At 54.9% G+C, this 16,305-nt stretch carries 13 protein-coding genes; 3 read left to right on the forward strand and 10 right to left on the reverse strand.

All coding sequences use genetic code 11. From position 1 onward, the window contains the following. Nucleotides 1-81: 81 nt before the first annotated feature. From ltaE to ACZRKO_RS03295, 5 genes are all read right to left on the reverse strand, one after another. Nucleotides 82-1,101, reverse strand: a complete 1,020-nt coding sequence (gene ltaE, locus ACZRKO_RS03275) for a low-specificity L-threonine aldolase (RefSeq protein ID WP_463735826.1) — start codon at nucleotides 1,099-1,101, stop codon at nucleotides 82-84. 94 nt (nucleotides 1,102-1,195) lie between these two features. Further along, nucleotides 1,196-2,917: a ubiquinone-dependent pyruvate dehydrogenase gene (poxB, locus tag ACZRKO_RS03280; RefSeq protein WP_463735827.1), complete on the reverse strand. Its 1,722-nt coding sequence runs from the start codon at nucleotides 2,915-2,917 to the stop codon at nucleotides 1,196-1,198. 178 nt (nucleotides 2,918-3,095) lie between these two features. After that, the gene (gene hcr / locus ACZRKO_RS03285) at nucleotides 3,096-4,109 is read right to left on the reverse strand and encodes an NADH oxidoreductase (protein ID WP_463735828.1); all 1,014 of its coding nucleotides are present in this window, start codon (nucleotides 4,107-4,109) and stop codon (nucleotides 3,096-3,098) included. A gap of 6 nt (nucleotides 4,110-4,115) precedes the next feature. After that, entirely contained in the window at nucleotides 4,116-5,768 is a 1,653-nt protein-coding gene (gene hcp, locus ACZRKO_RS03290) for a hydroxylamine reductase (RefSeq protein WP_463737456.1), read from the reverse strand. A 167-nt stretch (nucleotides 5,769-5,935) separates the two neighbouring features. After that, on the reverse strand, nucleotides 5,936-6,835 hold the full coding sequence (locus tag ACZRKO_RS03295) for a LysO family transporter (protein WP_463735829.1): 900 nt from the start codon (nucleotides 6,833-6,835) through the stop codon (nucleotides 5,936-5,938). Between the two features lie 168 nt (nucleotides 6,836-7,003). Here ACZRKO_RS03295 and ACZRKO_RS03300 point away from each other — a divergent pair, with 168 nt between their 5' ends. After that, nucleotides 7,004-8,737 (forward strand): DUF2813 domain-containing protein, encoded by a 1,734-nt coding sequence (locus tag ACZRKO_RS03300; RefSeq protein WP_463735830.1) that lies wholly within the window; start codon nucleotides 7,004-7,006, stop codon nucleotides 8,735-8,737. Here the strand turns inward: ACZRKO_RS03300 and ACZRKO_RS03305 are convergent. Both ACZRKO_RS03305 and cspD read right to left on the reverse strand, forming a co-directional pair. Then, nucleotides 8,734-9,714, reverse strand: a complete 981-nt coding sequence (locus tag ACZRKO_RS03305; RefSeq protein ID WP_463735831.1) for a VirK/YbjX family protein — start codon at nucleotides 9,712-9,714, stop codon at nucleotides 8,734-8,736. The two genes, ACZRKO_RS03300 and ACZRKO_RS03305, sit on opposite strands and share 4 nt — an antisense overlap. 317 nt (nucleotides 9,715-10,031) lie before the next feature. After that, nucleotides 10,032-10,265, reverse strand: coding sequence for a cold shock-like protein CspD (cspD, locus tag ACZRKO_RS03310; RefSeq protein WP_463735832.1), 234 nt, complete (start codon nucleotides 10,263-10,265; stop codon nucleotides 10,032-10,034). Between the two features lie 388 nt (nucleotides 10,266-10,653). Here cspD and clpS point away from each other — a divergent pair, with 388 nt between their 5' ends. Continuing rightward, complete coding sequence (gene clpS / locus ACZRKO_RS03315; protein ID WP_463735833.1) at nucleotides 10,654-10,974, forward strand: ATP-dependent Clp protease adapter ClpS; 321 nt, start codon at nucleotides 10,654-10,656, stop codon at nucleotides 10,972-10,974. Nucleotides 10,975-11,001: 27 nt separating this feature from the next. Next, complete coding sequence (gene clpA, locus ACZRKO_RS03320; RefSeq protein ID WP_463735834.1) at nucleotides 11,002-13,281, forward strand: ATP-dependent Clp protease ATP-binding subunit ClpA; 2,280 nt, start codon at nucleotides 11,002-11,004, stop codon at nucleotides 13,279-13,281. Nucleotides 13,282-13,501: 220 nt separating this feature from the next. Here the strand turns inward: clpA and infA are convergent, their stop codons facing one another. From infA to cydC, 3 genes are all read right to left on the reverse strand, one after another. Further along, complete coding sequence (infA, locus tag ACZRKO_RS03325; RefSeq protein ID WP_002211347.1) at nucleotides 13,502-13,720, reverse strand: translation initiation factor IF-1; 219 nt, start codon at nucleotides 13,718-13,720, stop codon at nucleotides 13,502-13,504. A gap of 93 nt (nucleotides 13,721-13,813) precedes the next feature. Further along, the gene (gene aat, locus ACZRKO_RS03330; RefSeq protein WP_463735835.1) at nucleotides 13,814-14,548 is read right to left on the reverse strand and encodes a leucyl/phenylalanyl-tRNA--protein transferase; all 735 of its coding nucleotides are present in this window, start codon (nucleotides 14,546-14,548) and stop codon (nucleotides 13,814-13,816) included. Between the two features lie 34 nt (nucleotides 14,549-14,582). Continuing rightward, nucleotides 14,583-16,304, reverse strand: a complete 1,722-nt coding sequence (gene cydC, locus ACZRKO_RS03335; protein ID WP_463735836.1) for a heme ABC transporter ATP-binding protein/permease CydC — start codon at nucleotides 16,302-16,304, stop codon at nucleotides 14,583-14,585. Nucleotide 16,305: the final 1 nt, after the last annotated feature.

The raw sequence follows: 16,305 nt of genomic DNA on the forward strand, positions 1-16,305 counted from the left end.
TGCTCATTTTAGGGAAAGAGGTGAAAACCGGCAGCGTAGTGGGGGGTGTTTTGTGCCCGAACCGTGCCGCCGGAAATCTTATCAGGCGTGATGTTGCAGGAAGTCACGCCACAACGACACTACTTTTTGCAGGTCAGTGCGGCTAATGTCGATATGCGTGATGACGCGCGTCAGCGGACCTGCACTGATGAGCACGCCGCGTTCGCGCATCCATGGGCCCATTTTAGCGGCCAGATCGGGACTCTGTTTGACGTATAAGATGTTGGTTTGCGCTCCGGGCTCTGCAATCTCCACGCCGATATCGCGCAATTGTTGTTCCAGCCAGCGGGCGTTATCGTGGTCTTCCTGCAAACGAGCGACGTTGTTTTCCAGCGCATAAATGCCCGCTGCCGCCAGAATACCGGCCTGACGCATACCGCCGCCGGTCATTTTCCGCCAGCGGTTCGCGCGGTGAATATACTCTTTGCTGCCACACAGCAGCGAGCCGACCGGCGTCCCCAACCCTTTTGACAGGCAGATGGTCAAGGTGTCGCAATATTGGGTGATGTCGATAAGCGGTACGTTCAGCGACACGGCGGCGTTCATGATACGTGCCCCGTCGATATGCAGTGCCAGCCCTTTTTCCCGCGTGAAGGCGAAGGCTTTTTGCAGATAATCCAGTGGCAGGACTTTACCGCTGTGGGTATTTTCCAGACTCAGGAGACGGGTGCGGGCAAAATGAATATCGTCAGGCTTAATTGCGGCGGCGATTTTATCCAGCGAAATCGACCCGTCCGCTTCCATATCCAGCGGCTGCGGCTGAATGCTGCCGAGCACGGCGGCACCGCCCGCCTCGTACATATAGTTGTGGGCTTTCTGGCCGACAATATACTCTTCGCCGCGCTGACAGTGGGTCAGCAATGCCACCAGATTGGCCTGCGTACCGGTGGGCAGGAACAGCGCCGCTTCTTTACCGGTCAGTGCTGCGGCCATCTCCTGTAAAGCATTGACAGTCGGGTCATCGCCGTACACATCATCACCGACTTCAGCGCTGGCCATCGCCTGACGCATGGCATCACTTGGGCGCGTTACGGTATCACTGCGTAAATCGATCAACGTCATTTTCCTTGTGCATTGTGGAGGGGAAGGGCGAAAAGCGAAAAATAAAAAGCAGAGCGGACACCGCCCTGCTTTTATCACTATAGCGCCAGCGGGCTTATCGCAGCCAGTTGGTTTTTGCCAGTTCTACCACTTCGTCGCCGCGGCCGTTAATCACCGCGCGCAACATATACAAGCTGAAGCCTTTGGCCTGCTCGAATTTGATTTGCGGTGGCATCGCCAGTTCGTCGGTGGCGGTCACAACATCCACCAGAACCGGCCCTTCATAGGCGAAGGCATCCTGCAATGCGGCATCGACGTCGGACGCCTTCTCAACGCGGATCCCTTTGATACCGGCAGCTTCAGCCATGGCGGCAAAGTTCGGGTTTTTCAGCTCGGTGCCGTCAGTCAGATAGCCACCGGCTTTCATTTCCATCGCCACAAAACCCAGCACGCTGTTGTTGAAAATGATGATTTTCACCGGCAGTTTTTGCTGTGCCAGCGTCAGGAAATCCCCCATCAGCATGGTAAATCCGCCGTCACCGCACATCGCCACTACCTGACGGTTGCGGTCAATAGCCTGCGCGCCCAGTGCCTGCGGCATGGCATTGGCCATAGAGCCATGGTTAAAGGAACCAATCAGACGGCGTTTGCCGTTCATTTGCAGGTAGCGACAGGCCCAGACGGTCGGCGTACCCACGTCGCAGGTGAATACCGCATCGGCAGCGGCAAAACGGCTGATCTGTTGTGCCAGATACTGAGGGTGGATCGCCTGCTTGTCGTTAAGCGTCGCGAGCCCGTCGAGATCTTTACGCGTTTCGGCGTAGTGTTTCAGCGCCTTGTCGAGGAATTTGCGGTCGGTTTTCTCCTGTAAATTAGGCAGCAGGGCGGTCAGGGTGGACTTAATGTCACCGACCAGCGCCATATCGACCTGGCAATGCGCGCCGATGCTGCCCGGATTGATATCAACCTGAATGATGTTGGCGTCGGTCGGGTAGAAAGCGCGGTACGGGAACTGGGTGCCGAGCAGGATCAGCGTGTCGGCGTTCATCATGGCGTGGAAACCGGACGAGAAACCAATCAGACCGGTCATCCCGACGCTGTAGGGGTTGTCCCATTCGATATGCTCTTTACCGCGCAGCGCATGTACCACCGGCGCTTTGAGGATTTCGGCCAGTTTCACCACTTCGTCATGTGCACCGGCACAGCCGCTGCCGCACATCAGGGTAATATTTTTCGCGCCATTAAGCGCAACCGCCAGTTTTTCCATCTCGGACGGGTTCGGCTGCACCACCGGCAACTGTGGCGGATACCATTTGGCGGTGGCTTCTTCCGGAGCAGGTTTCAGCGCCACGTCGCCCGGCAGCACAATCACTGAGACACCACGGTTAAGAATGGCTTTGCGCATGGCAATGCCCAGCACCTGAGGAAGCTGCTCCGGATTGGTGATCATTTCACAATAATGGCTGCACTCGCGGAACAGCTCGGTCGGATGGGTTTCTTGAAAATAACCGGTGCCGATTTCGCTGGAAGGGATATGCGCGGCAATGGCCACCACGGGGACGTGGTTGCGGTGGCAGTCATACAAACCGTTGATGAGATGCAGGTTGCCCGGTCCGCAGGAACCGGCGCACACCGCCAGTTCGCCGGTCAGCTGGGCTTCGGCACCGGCTGCGAACGCCGCCACCTCTTCGTGACGCGTGCCCATCCATTCGATGGTGCCCATTTTATTGAGGCTGTCGCTCAGCCCGTTGAGTGAGTCGCCGGTGACGCCCCAAATCCTTTTGACGCCTGCCTGCTCAAGAGTTTTTGCCAGTAATGACGCTACGCTGTGTTTCATTTTTAGATCCTTTCCGTGTATTCAAAAAATAACTGCGTTAATCATAGTTCAATGATCACGGCGATGAATGCTCAGGCCTAAACCATACCTAAGTCGCGGCGGAAGGATGCGGTAGATTTGTAAAATTGCCCGGCATGACTGTAAAAAGTCATGAACGGGCTGCGGGGCAACGCGGGGGTTAAGCCAGCGTGAGGTCGCCCTGTAGCTGGCAGCTACAGGCCAGAACGTAGCCTTGTGCGATCTCTTCTGCGGTCAGCGTCATCTGGCTGGTGGTCTGATAGTCGCCGGAGAGAATGCGGGTTTTGCAACTGCCGCAGACGCCGGCACGGCAGGCGGCCGTTACCGGTATGTCGTGTTGCTCCATGGCAGAAAGCAGCGTTGTGCCGACCGGTACGCGGTAGTTTTTCAGCGGCGTGAGGCGGGTCAGGGTGAGCTGATACTCTTGAGAAACCGGCGCTGCCACCGCCTGAAACTGCTCTGTAACGATATTGTCCGCCGCTACGCCGAGTGCCAGCGCCCAGTTTTCAGCCAGTTGCATGTAGGGCGCAGGCCCGCAGATCATCACCCGGCGTGCACGGATATCCGGTACCTGCGTTTGCAGAATATCCTGACTCAGCCGCCCGGTGATCTGGCCTGGTGCGGCATCCTTTTCGGCCAGAACAGTCAGGCGAAGCGGTGCATATTGCGTGGCCAGCCGTTGCCATTCGGCAGCAAAAATAATGTCCTGCGCAGTACGTACGCTGTAAAACACCTGCACGCTTTGCGTAGGGTGATGAGCCAGTACGTCGCGCGCTATCGACATCACCGGCGTCACACCGCAGCCTGCCGCCAGCAGTAACAACGGCTGTTGGCTGTTGCAGGTGAATTCGCCCTGCGCATCGCTGAGCCACAGATAATCGCCCGGTTTTACCCGCTGCGTCAGCCACCCAGAACCTGCGCCGTTTTCAATATTTCGCACGGTGAGGGTAATAAAGCGGCTGACGCCCGGCGTGGACGAGAGCGTATAGGCGCGTTGCACATCGCCGCCGTGACCGGTATTGACCAGCGCAAACTGGCCGGGATGGTACGGGTAAAAGACGTGGCTGAACAGCGAAAGCGTCCAGACGTCGGGCGTTTCGCGGCGAATGTCATGCACCTGCATCCGGTTCTGACACAGCAGCGTGGGCTGATCGGCAAATAAAGGAAAATTCATCGTGCATTACTCCGGCAACATCATTTTCAAATCCTGCTCAACGGAGCTGATGGCGCGCAGGCCAAATTTTTCATTCAGCACGGCGAGCAGGTTGTCTGTCAGAAATGCCGGTGCCGTCGGGCCGGTGGCAATATTTTTTACGCCGAGCGAAAGCAGCGTCAGCAGGATCACGATGGCTTTTTGCTCGAACCAGGACAGCACCAGGCTGAGCGGCAGATCGTTAACGCCGCAGCCGAGTTTCTCTGCCAGATTGACCGCCAGCATGATGGCAGAATAGGCGTCGTTGCACTGCCCGACGTCAAGCAGCCGTGGCAGCGGCCCGAGTGTGCCGAAGTCGAGTTTATTGAAGCGGTATTTGCCACAGGCCAGCGTCATGATCAGGCAATCTTGTGGCACAGCACGGGCGAGATCCGTGAAGTAACTGCGCTCGCCACGGCTGCCGTCACAGCCACCAATCAGGAAGATATGGCGCAGTTGTTTGGTTGCGACCAGATCAATGACGGTATCGGCGGCACCGAGCAGGGTTTCGCGGCCAAATCCGACAGTTATCTCTTGCTCAATTTCGTTATACGGGAAGCCCGGTTGTTCCAGCGCCTGCTGAATGACAGGGGCGAAATCTTCCCCTTCGAGATGCTTCACACCCGGCCAGCCGACGATGCTGCGGGTCCAGATACGATCGCCGTAGTTGCCTACGTTAGGATCAATAATGCAGTTGGAGGTCATCACCACCGGGCCAGGGAACTTGGCAAATTCAATCTGCTGATTCTGCCAGCCGCTGCCATAGTTACCGGCCAGATGCGGGTATTTCTTCAGTAACGGATAACCGTGGGCGGGCAGCATCTCCCCATGGGTATAAATATTAATACCGAGGCCTGCGGTTTGCTCAAGCAGCATTTGCAGGTCTTTCAGGTCATGGCCGGAGATAAGGACTGCCTTGCCTGCGCGCGGGCGAACGTTTACCACGGTCGGCACCGGGTGGCCGTAGGCGTCGGTTTCACCCTTATCCAGAATGGCCATCACGTGGAAATTCATCTTGCCGATGCCCATAGCATTTTCCAGCAGGGTGTTCATGTCGGCAGGCTGAGTGCCGAGCCACGCCATCAGACGGTGGTAATCGGCATAGATATTGGCATCGGACTGACCGAGAACATGCGCATGTTCCATATACGCGGCGGCCCCTTTCAGACCATACAGACAGAGCAGGCGCAGGCCGTGGATATCGTCACCGACGGCAGTTTTATCGTTGTTGAGCGCAAACTGCTGCGCCTGAATTTGTAACTCGCGAAGCGTAATGCCTGCCAGTTCCAGCTGTGCCAGCGGGTGATCGACCGTGATGGCCGGATCCATCAGGCGGCAGCGTGCTGCCAGCGATTCGCGGCAGACAATGGCTTCACGGGCGTACTCGACAATGCGGTCTGAGTCGAAATTCACGTTGGTCAGGGTTGAGAAGAAGGCGCGCGGCGCGAAGGCATCGATCTCAGCATCAATGATGTCATAGCCACGGGCGGTCAGTGCCCAGGCAGAGAGGCCTTGCAACACAGCCACCAGCAAGTCTTGCAGGTCTGAGGTTTCAGCCGTTTTGCCACACATGCCTTGCGCATAGGCGCAGCCGTTGGACGTCGGGGTACGGACCGTTTGTTCACATTGCACACAAAACATCATCAGTTCCTTTTATAAGTTGCATTTTCAATGCGTGTTTTAAAATAAGCCTAGAACTGACCGGGCAAGAATTGAAGCGCTTTTTGTTTTATGTGCGGGAGAGTTGATATAACGCAAGTTTTGGCAGGGACGATACCGCCGGTTCGCAGACCGGCGGTAGGGGGAAATCAGGCAGAGAAGAAGGCCATTAATACCGGTGCCAGCAGGCTCAGCAGGAAACCGTGTACCACCGCTGGCGGAACCATGTCCAGACCGCCGCTGCGCTGAAGTACCGGCAGGGTAAAGTCCATAGACGTCGCGCCGCACAGGCCCAGTGCCGAAGAACGGCTGGTGCGCACGAGTGTCGGGATCAACATGATGGCAACCAGTTCACGGGCCAGATCGTTAAAGAAGGCGGCGCTGCCGATCACCGGCCCGAAGGAGTCTGTCAGCACGATACCGGACAGTGAGTACCAGCCGTAACCGGAGGCGATAGCCAGACCGGTTTTGAGCGGTAAACCGAGCATTACGGCGGCCACGGCACCGCCCGCCAATGAACTTACGGCGACCACCGCCGCCACCAGCATACCGCGGCGGTTAAGGATGATCTGGCGCAGTGTCATACTGCTATTTCGTAACTGCACACCGACCAGAACCAGCAGGAAAATCAGTGCTGCTTCACTGGCCTGTGAGGCGAAGGTCAGCCAGTGCCACTGAGTCAGGCCGAGCAGGAAACCGGCGACTACGACGCCGCAAAGTTTCAGTGAGTCCAGCGCCATATTCAGGCGAGATGGCAGGGATTCCTGCTTATGGGTGGTTTTCCACGGTTTACGTCGTTCAAGCAGCCATAAGGCCACGACGTTGACGATAAAAATGCACAGAAAAAAAGCACCGGCATATTTAAATATCAGTACTAAATTGGTGCTGAGATTATCCAGAAACGCCAGACTGATGCCCATAATGAATAGGATCACATACACCATCCAGCTCAATAACCGGTTGATAGTATGTAGAAGGGCGCCCTTTTTGACCGGAATGAGATAGCCGAAGATCAGCGGCAAAAGAATGATCAACAAACCTGAATACATGGGGTGAGTCCGTGTGTGATATGAATCCTGAATAGTCGGCCAACACGCTAACCAAAAGTTACCGAACTGTAAAGCCGCTTAAACACGCAGGCTATGGCCAGAGTGCTTGACCAGAATGCGTTTTTAACGCCATGCTTCTAACAGGTGGTCGCACAGGAGAGCGCTCTGATGTATCTGGAACATATCGACATTGCAGGATTTCGCGGTCTTAACCGGCTTTCACTGACGTTGACACAACCCACGCGACGCGGCGCGTCAATCACCGGGCCGATAAACGACGAAAGTGTCTCGTCGGTGACCACCAATACGGTGCTGATAGGTGAAAATGCCTGGGGTAAATCCAGTTTGCTGGATGCCCTGACGCTGCTGCTCTCACCGCAGCCTGAACTTTACTGCTTTAAAGAAGAAGATTTCTATTTCCCAGCGGGCGAACAGCAGGAGAAAACCAAATATCTGCATGTCGTCTTCACCTTTTGCGAAAATCAGGCCGGACACCACACATCGCCCCGGTTTAATCCGCTCTCTCCTTTATGGGTGAAGTGCCCCGATAAACTGACGCGGATCTACTACCGGCTCGAGGGTGAACTGGATGATGACGGCAGCGTGCTGACGTTGCGCAGTTTTCTGTCTGCCAACGGGCAGGCGCTGAACCTGCAAACGATTGATCCGCTGGCGCAGGCGCTGATCACACTCAATCCGGTTTTACGTTTGCGCGATGCGCGTTTTATACGCCGTTTGCGCAGCGATACGCTGGCGCCGAGGCTGGCAAAAAACAACGAACAGATGGCCCGTGAACTCGATGAGCTGACGCGGGGCCTGATCCATAATCCGCAGAATCTGACCAACAGTGAACTGCGCAGCGGGCTGGCCGCCATGCAGCAGCTGCTCGAACACTATTTTGCCGAGCAGGGCACCACCAACAGCGTCTCGTGGCAGCAGAAACGCCACGGCAGGGCGGAGAGCCGCCGGGCATGGCGTTCACTGGGGAATATCAACCGGATGATTGCCGAGCCTAACAGCCGCAGTATGCGGGTGATGTTGCTGGGGATGTTCTCTACGTTGTTGCAGGCAAAAGGCTCGGTGCTGTTACACCCTGATGCCCGCCCGCTGCTATTAATAGAAGACCCTGAAACCCGCTTGCATCCGATCATGCTGTCGGTAGCCTGGGGGCTGCTCGACCAGCTTCCTCTGCAACGCATCACGACAACCAATTCCGGCGAACTGCTCTCACTGGTGCCGGTCGAGCAAATTTGCCGGTTGGTGCGTGAATCGGGGCGGGTAGCGGCTTATAGCATCGGGCCGCAGGGTTTGAGCCCGGAAGACAGCCGCCGCATTGCTTTTCACATCCGTTTTAACCGACCCTCATCGCTTTTCGCCCGCTGCTGGTTGCTGGTGGAAGGAGAGACAGAAGTGTGGTTGCTCAACCAACTTGCGCGTCAGTGTGGTTACCATTTTGAGTCAGAAGGGATCAAGGTGATTGAGTTTGCGCAGTCGGGCCTGAAGCCGTTGTTGCGCTTTGCGAGACAGATGGGGATTGAGTGGCACGTGCTGGTGGACGGCGACGAAGCGGGTAAGAAATACGCCGCGACGGTGATCAGCAACGTTGAAACGCATGATGATACGTTGCGCTATCGCCTGACGGCGCTGCCTTCACAGGATATCGAACACTTTCTTTACCGTGGCGGCTTTGAGGACGTATACCGCCGCCACGCGGCACTGCCTGAAAACGTACCGATGTCACCGCGCAGGATCATCGACAAAGCGATCCACCGGACTTCTAAACCTGATCTGGCAATTGATGTTGCTCTGGCGGCGTCGCAGCGCGGTGTCAGCTCGGTGCCACCGCTGCTCAGACAGATGTTCTCCCGCGTGGCATGGCTGGCACGCGGGCGTGCCGACTAGGCTGCGCTGGAGCGACGTTGCTCTGCACAGCCTTGTGAAAAAGCCTGACGGATTTGCGCTTCCAGTTCGTCGAGTAACTGGTAACGGCGGCGGTACTCTGAACGGCGCTTGCTGGCGATCTCTTCCAGCGGGCGGTGCGGGATCTGGCGCGGCAGGTGGAAGTAGCCGTCCTCGCCCAATATGCCGTGCAGGGTTTCCCAGAAGCCGTCGTAATCGGCAAAAACCAAACCTTTACGCTTTTTATAGCGCGGGTGTTCATAGATATGGGTGCGGTTGCTGACCGCCACAATCTGCGTCATCCCGGTCAGTTCCGCGACCAGCATCACTGCTTCCATCACCAGCCGTTTCGGGAATAAACCGTGGCAGGCTTTGGTGGCTTTCTGGATTTCAGCGTGCTCAACGTGCGCTTTCGGCCCCTGAATCGCACCGACAAACAGCGTTGGCTGGCCGATGTAGTTAATCAGCGAAAAAGTCACTGTAGCGACAGATTCACCGGATTCATTCTTGAACATTAAAGAGGCTTCACCCTCTTTGTCATAATGGGACACCGCATTGAGTTGCAGCGCAAAACGCTGGCCCTCTTTGCCTTCCAGCATCGCGATGTTCAGCGGTTTTGCACTCAGCAGCGCATGGTTGATGGCTGGCGGCACTTGCGTAGCGAGATGGTCGTAATGGGCGATAATGTTGTTCAGCGCGGTCTCACGGCTGATATTCACCGCCTGATAAACACGGTGCAGTTTGCAGGGAAGGGTAGGCATGGCTTGCAGAATCTCATCGCGCTGCGGATGCTGGGCCAGATAGTCCAGCAGGTTTAGCGTGACACGCGGGGACCACAGCGTACGCAGCAAAAACTTCATGCGAAAGCTGGTGCGGTTCCACGTTTTGCCCGGCACTGATTGATGGGAAACCAGCGCAGACAGCAACTGTAAACCAGAGCGTTTTTGGTCACCTGCGATAGGATAAATGAGAGTTGTCATTGCACTGTACCTGTTCATCACGGGCCTGCGGGCCGAATAGGACTATTTGAACAGGTGCTGAATAAACCGAATTACAACGGAGATTTGGCGGCGGGGAAAGCTTTACAACTGTTTGGATTCTGTTTATTCGATATTACAAAATGTAAATTTCCGCGGTAGAAAATGCCATTTCAACGCGGGCAAACCTGACAAATAAGTGCCTTTTTCAGTGCTGGCACTTGAAGCTCAGGCGTTTCTCCCCCATAAATAAAAATGCCAGTCAATGTTAGACCGGCATTTGGAAAAGAATCTGTAGTAAGAGGGTATGACAATAAGCGTTATGCAGCGGGTTCGGCGACTGCTTCACTTTCCACCGGAATGATGAGGCTGGCATGATTTCCCTTTGGCCCTTCATGAACATCGAAGCTGACTTGCTGTCCGGCTTTGAGGGTGCGGTAACCCTCCATCTGGATCGTGGAGTAGTGAGCAAAGATATCTTCACCGCCATTTAAGGGGCAAATGAAACCAAAGCCCTTAGCATTATTGAACCATTTAACAGTACCCGTCTCCATGCTTCTACTTCCCTCTCATGACTGTGTGGTGAGTTGAAGAGATTAAGCCCGTAAGTGAGCACGAATGCCCGTACGTCGCTGAATGCAGGCGTTTCTGACAGGGATTCAGCGTACGAAATTACACTCTAGTGGAATTGATCCGGACGTCAAGGGAACGGCATTTGTCGGCTCCGGGCAGATAACCAAACTTTGAAGCAGCTAACGCTATTGAAATAATTTGGTCGTTATTTCAACGTTTCTGCCGATAGCAAAGAGAGGTCTATGTGCTGCGGCATGATGGCGTAAGAGATGGTAAAATGATTGTTAAACGTCATGACTGAAGACAAAGCACCGCGGTGTCAGTGTCTTTTTAAGTCAGAACTGATCTTCAGAGGGTGATGGACAGGCAATGGGTAAGAATCAAGACTGGCTGAATTTCGAACAATTAGCGGCGGACAAGCTAAAGGATGAGGTAAAACCGCCATCTATGTATAAAGTTATATTAAACAACGACGATTACACTCCAATGGAATTTGTGATTGACGTGCTGCAAAAGTTCTTTTCTTATGATATTGAACGTGCAACGCAACTGATGCTCCAGGTGCACTATAAAGGCAAAGCTATCTGCGGTGTTTACACTGCTGAAGTCGCTGAAACCAAAGTCGCACATGTGAATGAGTATGCCAGGGAGAATGAGCATCCGTTGCTGTGTACGCTGGAAAAAGCCTGATTAAGGCAATCTATTTGGGAGGTGCCTATGCTCAATCAAGAACTTGAACTCAGTCTCAACATGGCTTTTGCAAGAGCCCGTGAGCACCGGCATGAGTTTATGACCGTGGAGCACCTGCTGCTGGCGTTGCTTAGCAACCCTGCAGCCCGTGAAGCGCTTGAAGCTTGTACCGTTGACCTGGTCGCATTACGCCAGGAACTGGAAGCGTTCATCGAACAAACCACGCCCACCTTACCTGCCAGTGAAGAAGAGCGCGACACCCAGCCTACGCTGAGTTTCCAGCGTGTTCTGCAACGTGCGGTATTCCACGTGCAGTCTTCTGGCCGTAGTGAAGTGTCTGGCGCAAACGTTCTGGTCGCTATTTTCAGCGAACAGGAATCCCAGGCCGCGTATCTGCTGCGCAAACATGACGTCAGCCGCCTCGATGTGGTGAACTTTATCTCTCACGGTACGCGTAAAGACGAACCGGGCCAGACGCCAAACAATGCAGAAAACCCAGTTAACGAAGAGCAGTCGGCGGGGGAAGATCGTATGGAGAACTTCACCACTAATCTTAACCAGTTGGCGCGTGTGGGAGGGATCGACCCGCTGATTGGCCGTGACAAAGAGCTTGAGCGTGCGATTCAGGTACTTTGCCGCCGTCGTAAAAATAACCCACTGCTGGTGGGCGAGTCCGGTGTGGGTAAAACCGCCATTGCCGAAGGTCTTGCATGGAGAATCGAGCAGGGTGATGTGCCGGAAGTGATTGCCGACTGCACCCTCTATTCTCTGGATATCGGTTCACTGCTGGCAGGCACCAAATACCGCGGCGATTTCGAAAAACGTTTCAAATCGCTGCTCAAACAACTTGAGCAAGACAAGAACAGCATTCTGTTTATCGATGAGATCCATACCATCATCGGTGCGGGTGCGGCGTCTGGCGGGCAAGTCGATGCAGCCAATCTGATCAAACCGCTGCTTTCCAGCGGTAAAATTCGGGTGATCGGTTCTACGACTTATCAGGAGTTCAGCAATATCTTCGAAAAAGACCGTGCTCTGGCGCGTCGCTTCCAGAAGATTGATATCACTGAGCCTTCTGTCGAAGAAACCGTGCAGATCATCAACGGCCTGAAAACAAAATATGAAGCACACCATGACGTGCGTTATACCGCCAAAGCGGTGCGCGCAGCGGTGGAGCTGTCGGTTAAATACATTAATGACCGTCATTTGCCGGACAAAGCCATCGACGTCATTGATGAGGCGGGCGCCCGCAGCCGGTTGATGCCGGTCAGCAAACGCAAGAAAACCGTCAACGTCAGTGACATTGAAAGCGTGGTTGCACGTATTGCGCGTATTCCGGAAAAAACCGTCTCTTCAACGGACCGTGATGTGCTGAAAAATCTCAGCGATCGTCTGAAAATGCTGGTGTTTGGGCAAGATCCGGCGATTGAAGCTCTGACCGAAGCGATCAAAATGAGCCGCGCCGGTTTGGGTCAGGATCATAAGCCTGTCGGTTCCTTCCTGTTCGCCGGTCCAACCGGTGTGGGTAAAACCGAAGTGACAGTTCAGCTCGCAAAAGCGCTGGATATCGAACTGCTGCGCTTTGATATGTCCGAGTATATGGAACGTCACACCGTCAGCCGTTTGATTGGTGCACCTCCGGGTTACGTCGGCTTTGATCAGGGTGGCTTGCTGACTGACGCTGTGCTGAAGCATCCGCACTCTGTTGTGCTGCTGGATGAAATCGAGAAAGCGCACCCTGACGTCTTCAACCTGCTGTTGCAGGTGATGGATAACGGTACGCTGACCGACAACAACGGCCGTAAAGCGGATTTCCGTAACGTGATTCTGGTGATGACTACCAACGCCGGTGTACGTGAAACCGAACGTAAATCGATTGGTCTGGTGCATCAGGATAACAGCCCGGATGCTATGGATGAGATCAAGAAAGTGTTTACGCCAGAGTTCCGTAACCGCCTGGATAACGTGATCTGGTTCAACCATCTGTCCACTGAAGTGATTCAGCAGGTTGTTGATAAGTTCATCGTGGAATTGCAGGCGCAGCTGGATGCGAAGGGCGTCTCACTTGAAGTCAGCGACGAAGCACGCAACTGGTTAACGGTGAAAGGCTACGACAAGGCGATGGGCGCACGCCCAATGACCCGTGCCGTACAGGAGAACCTGAAGAAACCACTGGCTAACGAATTGCTGTTTGGTTCGCTGGTTGATGGCGGTTCAGTCTCCGTCGCCCTCGATAAGAGCGCTGACAAACTGACGTACCATTTCATGAGCGCGCAGAAGAAAAAAGCGGAAGGTGCTGTGCATTAAACGGCCACTGAAAGCATAGAAGTGAAAAAGGCGATGATATCATCGCCTTTTTTTATGCCTGTACTTCAGCAGAACCTGTCACTGACAGGGAATGCTAAGCAGAGAAAAACCGAACAATTGTCAAATTCCGGATACCACAAAACGCCCTTGCAACAGCAGGAAGGGCGAAAAGGGTATCCTCAGGTATCGCCAGAAAAATCAGCGATGAGTAAACCGCTTATTAGCGGCTACGGAAGACAATGCGGCCTTTGCTCAGGTCGTACGGGGTCAGCTCTACAGTGACTTTGTCGCCCGTCAGGATGCGGATGTAGTTCTTACGCATTTTACCGGAGATGTGTGCAGTTACTACGTGACCGTTTTCCAACTCAACGCGGAACATAGTGTTTGGCAGCGTATCAAGTACGGTACCCTGCATTTCAATATTGTCTTCTTTGGCCATCGAATCCTCTAGGTCTAACTACCATAGTTTTTAACCGGCAAGATAATGCCGAAAAACCCACATTATGTAAAGAAATATGGACCATGAGCGCATCTATTCCCTATCCATCGGGAGTGTCGGCAGGTCTTCATAACGTGGGGATAAGTCTTGGGGCAGCCAGCATTCCGGCGGTAATTGATGCTGTGAAAGCCGGGAAAGCAGCTGCAAAAATTGGCGGCGGGGGATCTCTTTCGCACCCAGCGACGCAGTGTGAGGGTTGAGCACCTGACAGTCAATCAGTTCTCCCCCATAGCGGGTAAAATGTTGGCAAAAAATCATCACGGCGCATTTTGAGGCATTCAATTGGCGGCTGAACATCGACTCACCGCAAAACAGACCGCCGACGCTCACACCATACATACCGCCGATAAGTTCATCTCCTGACCAGACTTCGACAGAATGGGCGTGGCCTGCCTCGTGCAGCTCCTGATAGCCACGTTTGACCAGCGGGCCAATCCAGGTGCCTTCATCACGCTGCTGAGAGCAGGCGTGGACCACGTCACCGAACGCACGGTTAAGCGTGAAGCGGTAAGGCTCATGGCGCATAAAGCGGCGCAGGCTGCGGCTGACATGGCGCTCAGGGGGAAACAGCACGGCACGGGGATCAGGAGACCACCACAGGATCATCTCGCCGGGGTCAAACCACGGAAATATTCCCTGATGATAGGCCGAGAGCAGGCGTCGCGGGGTTAAATCCCCGCCCAGCGCCAGCAGGCCGTTAGGGTCCTGCAGAGCCGTTTCCGGATCCGGGAAGCTGACTGAATTTGCTTCAAGTTTAACGAGCCGCATAGTCACCTTTGCTCATGGTAAGCCGAAAAAGAAATTAACCCCGTGCGCGAAAACGGGCATAGCGGCCTGCATGGTTAATCAGCGTCTGGTGATCGCCTTGTTCGACGATTTGTCCTTCTTCCATCACGCAAATCTTGTCCATATTTTCAAGTCCGTACAGGCGGTGAGTGACCAGCACCAGCGTCTTACCCTGACAATGTTTGCTCAGCAATGCCAGAATGTGACGCTCGGTTTCGGCGTCCAGCCCCTCTGTCGGCTCATCCAGCAGCCACAGCGGAGCGTTATGCAATAAACCGCGCACCAGCCCAAGACGACGTTGTTCGCCGCCAGAAAGCTGCCTACCGCCTTCTCCGAGCCAGGCGTTGAGCCCTTCACCTTCAAGCAGCACATGCAAATCCACGGCCCCAAGCGCCGTCGCCAGTTCTGCGTCGCTGCTGTGAGGTGACGCCATTCGCAAGTTTTCACGCAGCGTATTATTAAAAATATGCACGCGCTGGCTGACGACGGTCATCATCTGGCGCAGAGAGGTTTCAGCGTAGTCGGCCAGCGGCGTACCGTTGAGCCTGATGCTGCCACTGTCTGCATCCCATGCGCGGGTCACCAGTTGCAGCAAGGTAGATTTGCCACAGCCGGTCTGGCCGAGTAAAGCCACGTGCTCACCGGCCCGGATATTCAGCCCTATGCCTTTAAGTACCGGCAGCGGCTGGCCCGGATAGGTGAAGTTCAGATCTTCGATGTAAAGATCGGCCTGATTCTGTGCCGAAGCACCCTGCATCGGGAAGGTCACAAGCGGTTGTTGTTCGATCACCTGACTGATGCGCTGGGCGGAAGCAATAACCTGCCCGAGATGCTGGAAAGCCGCGGCGACCGGGCCAAGTGCTTCAAAGGCGGCCAGCGGTGCGAAGACAAACAGGGCAATCAGTGCGCCGGGCCGCGCCAGCGTGGCGAATCCGCCAGCGGCCAGCCATAACATCAGTGTGACCGTCAGCCCCGCACAGGCAATAATCGTTGCCTGTGACAGTCCGGAGAGTTTTGCCTGCTGTTGCTGACGTGCTATCCAGCGACGCTCGATGTCATCCAGCGTTTGGCGAAAACGTGCCTGTGCACCAAATACCACCAACTCTGCCTGACCTTGTAACCACGCATTCAACTGCGTGCGGTAAGCGCCGCGCAGGCTGGTCAGTTCGCGGCCGATCGGCTGGCCCGCACGATAAAAAATCACCGGTAATAGCAGCATCAGTGCCAGCATGATGGCGCCGAGCGTCAGGGCCAGGTTGAGATCCAGAAAACTCAGGCCAAACGTAACGACTAAGATGATCACCAGCGCGCTGACCAGTGGGGAGATTACCCGCAGATATAAGTGGTCAAGCGTATCAACGTCAGCCACCAAACGGTTCAGTAAATCCGCCTGACGAAAACGGGCAATACCGCCCGGCGACAGCGGCATGATTTTGGTAAACGTGAACACCCGCAGATGGGCCAGAACACGAAACGTCGCATCGTGGCTCACCAGCCGCTCAGCGTAACGGCCTGCGGTGCGGAAAATAGCTGCACCGCGTACGCCTGCGGCAGGCAGCATGTAGTTGAACGTATATAAACCGGCCAGGCCAGCCACCGCCGATGCGGCAAGGAACCAGCCGGAAAGGGTCAGCAGCCCGATGCTGGCAAGCAGGGTGACAATCGCCAGAATGATACCCAGTGACAGGCGGAACCAGTGGCGACGGTACAGCGCGAGGTAAGGCAGTAGAATTTTCATG

The organism is Ewingella sp. C233, from assembly GCF_055407225.1.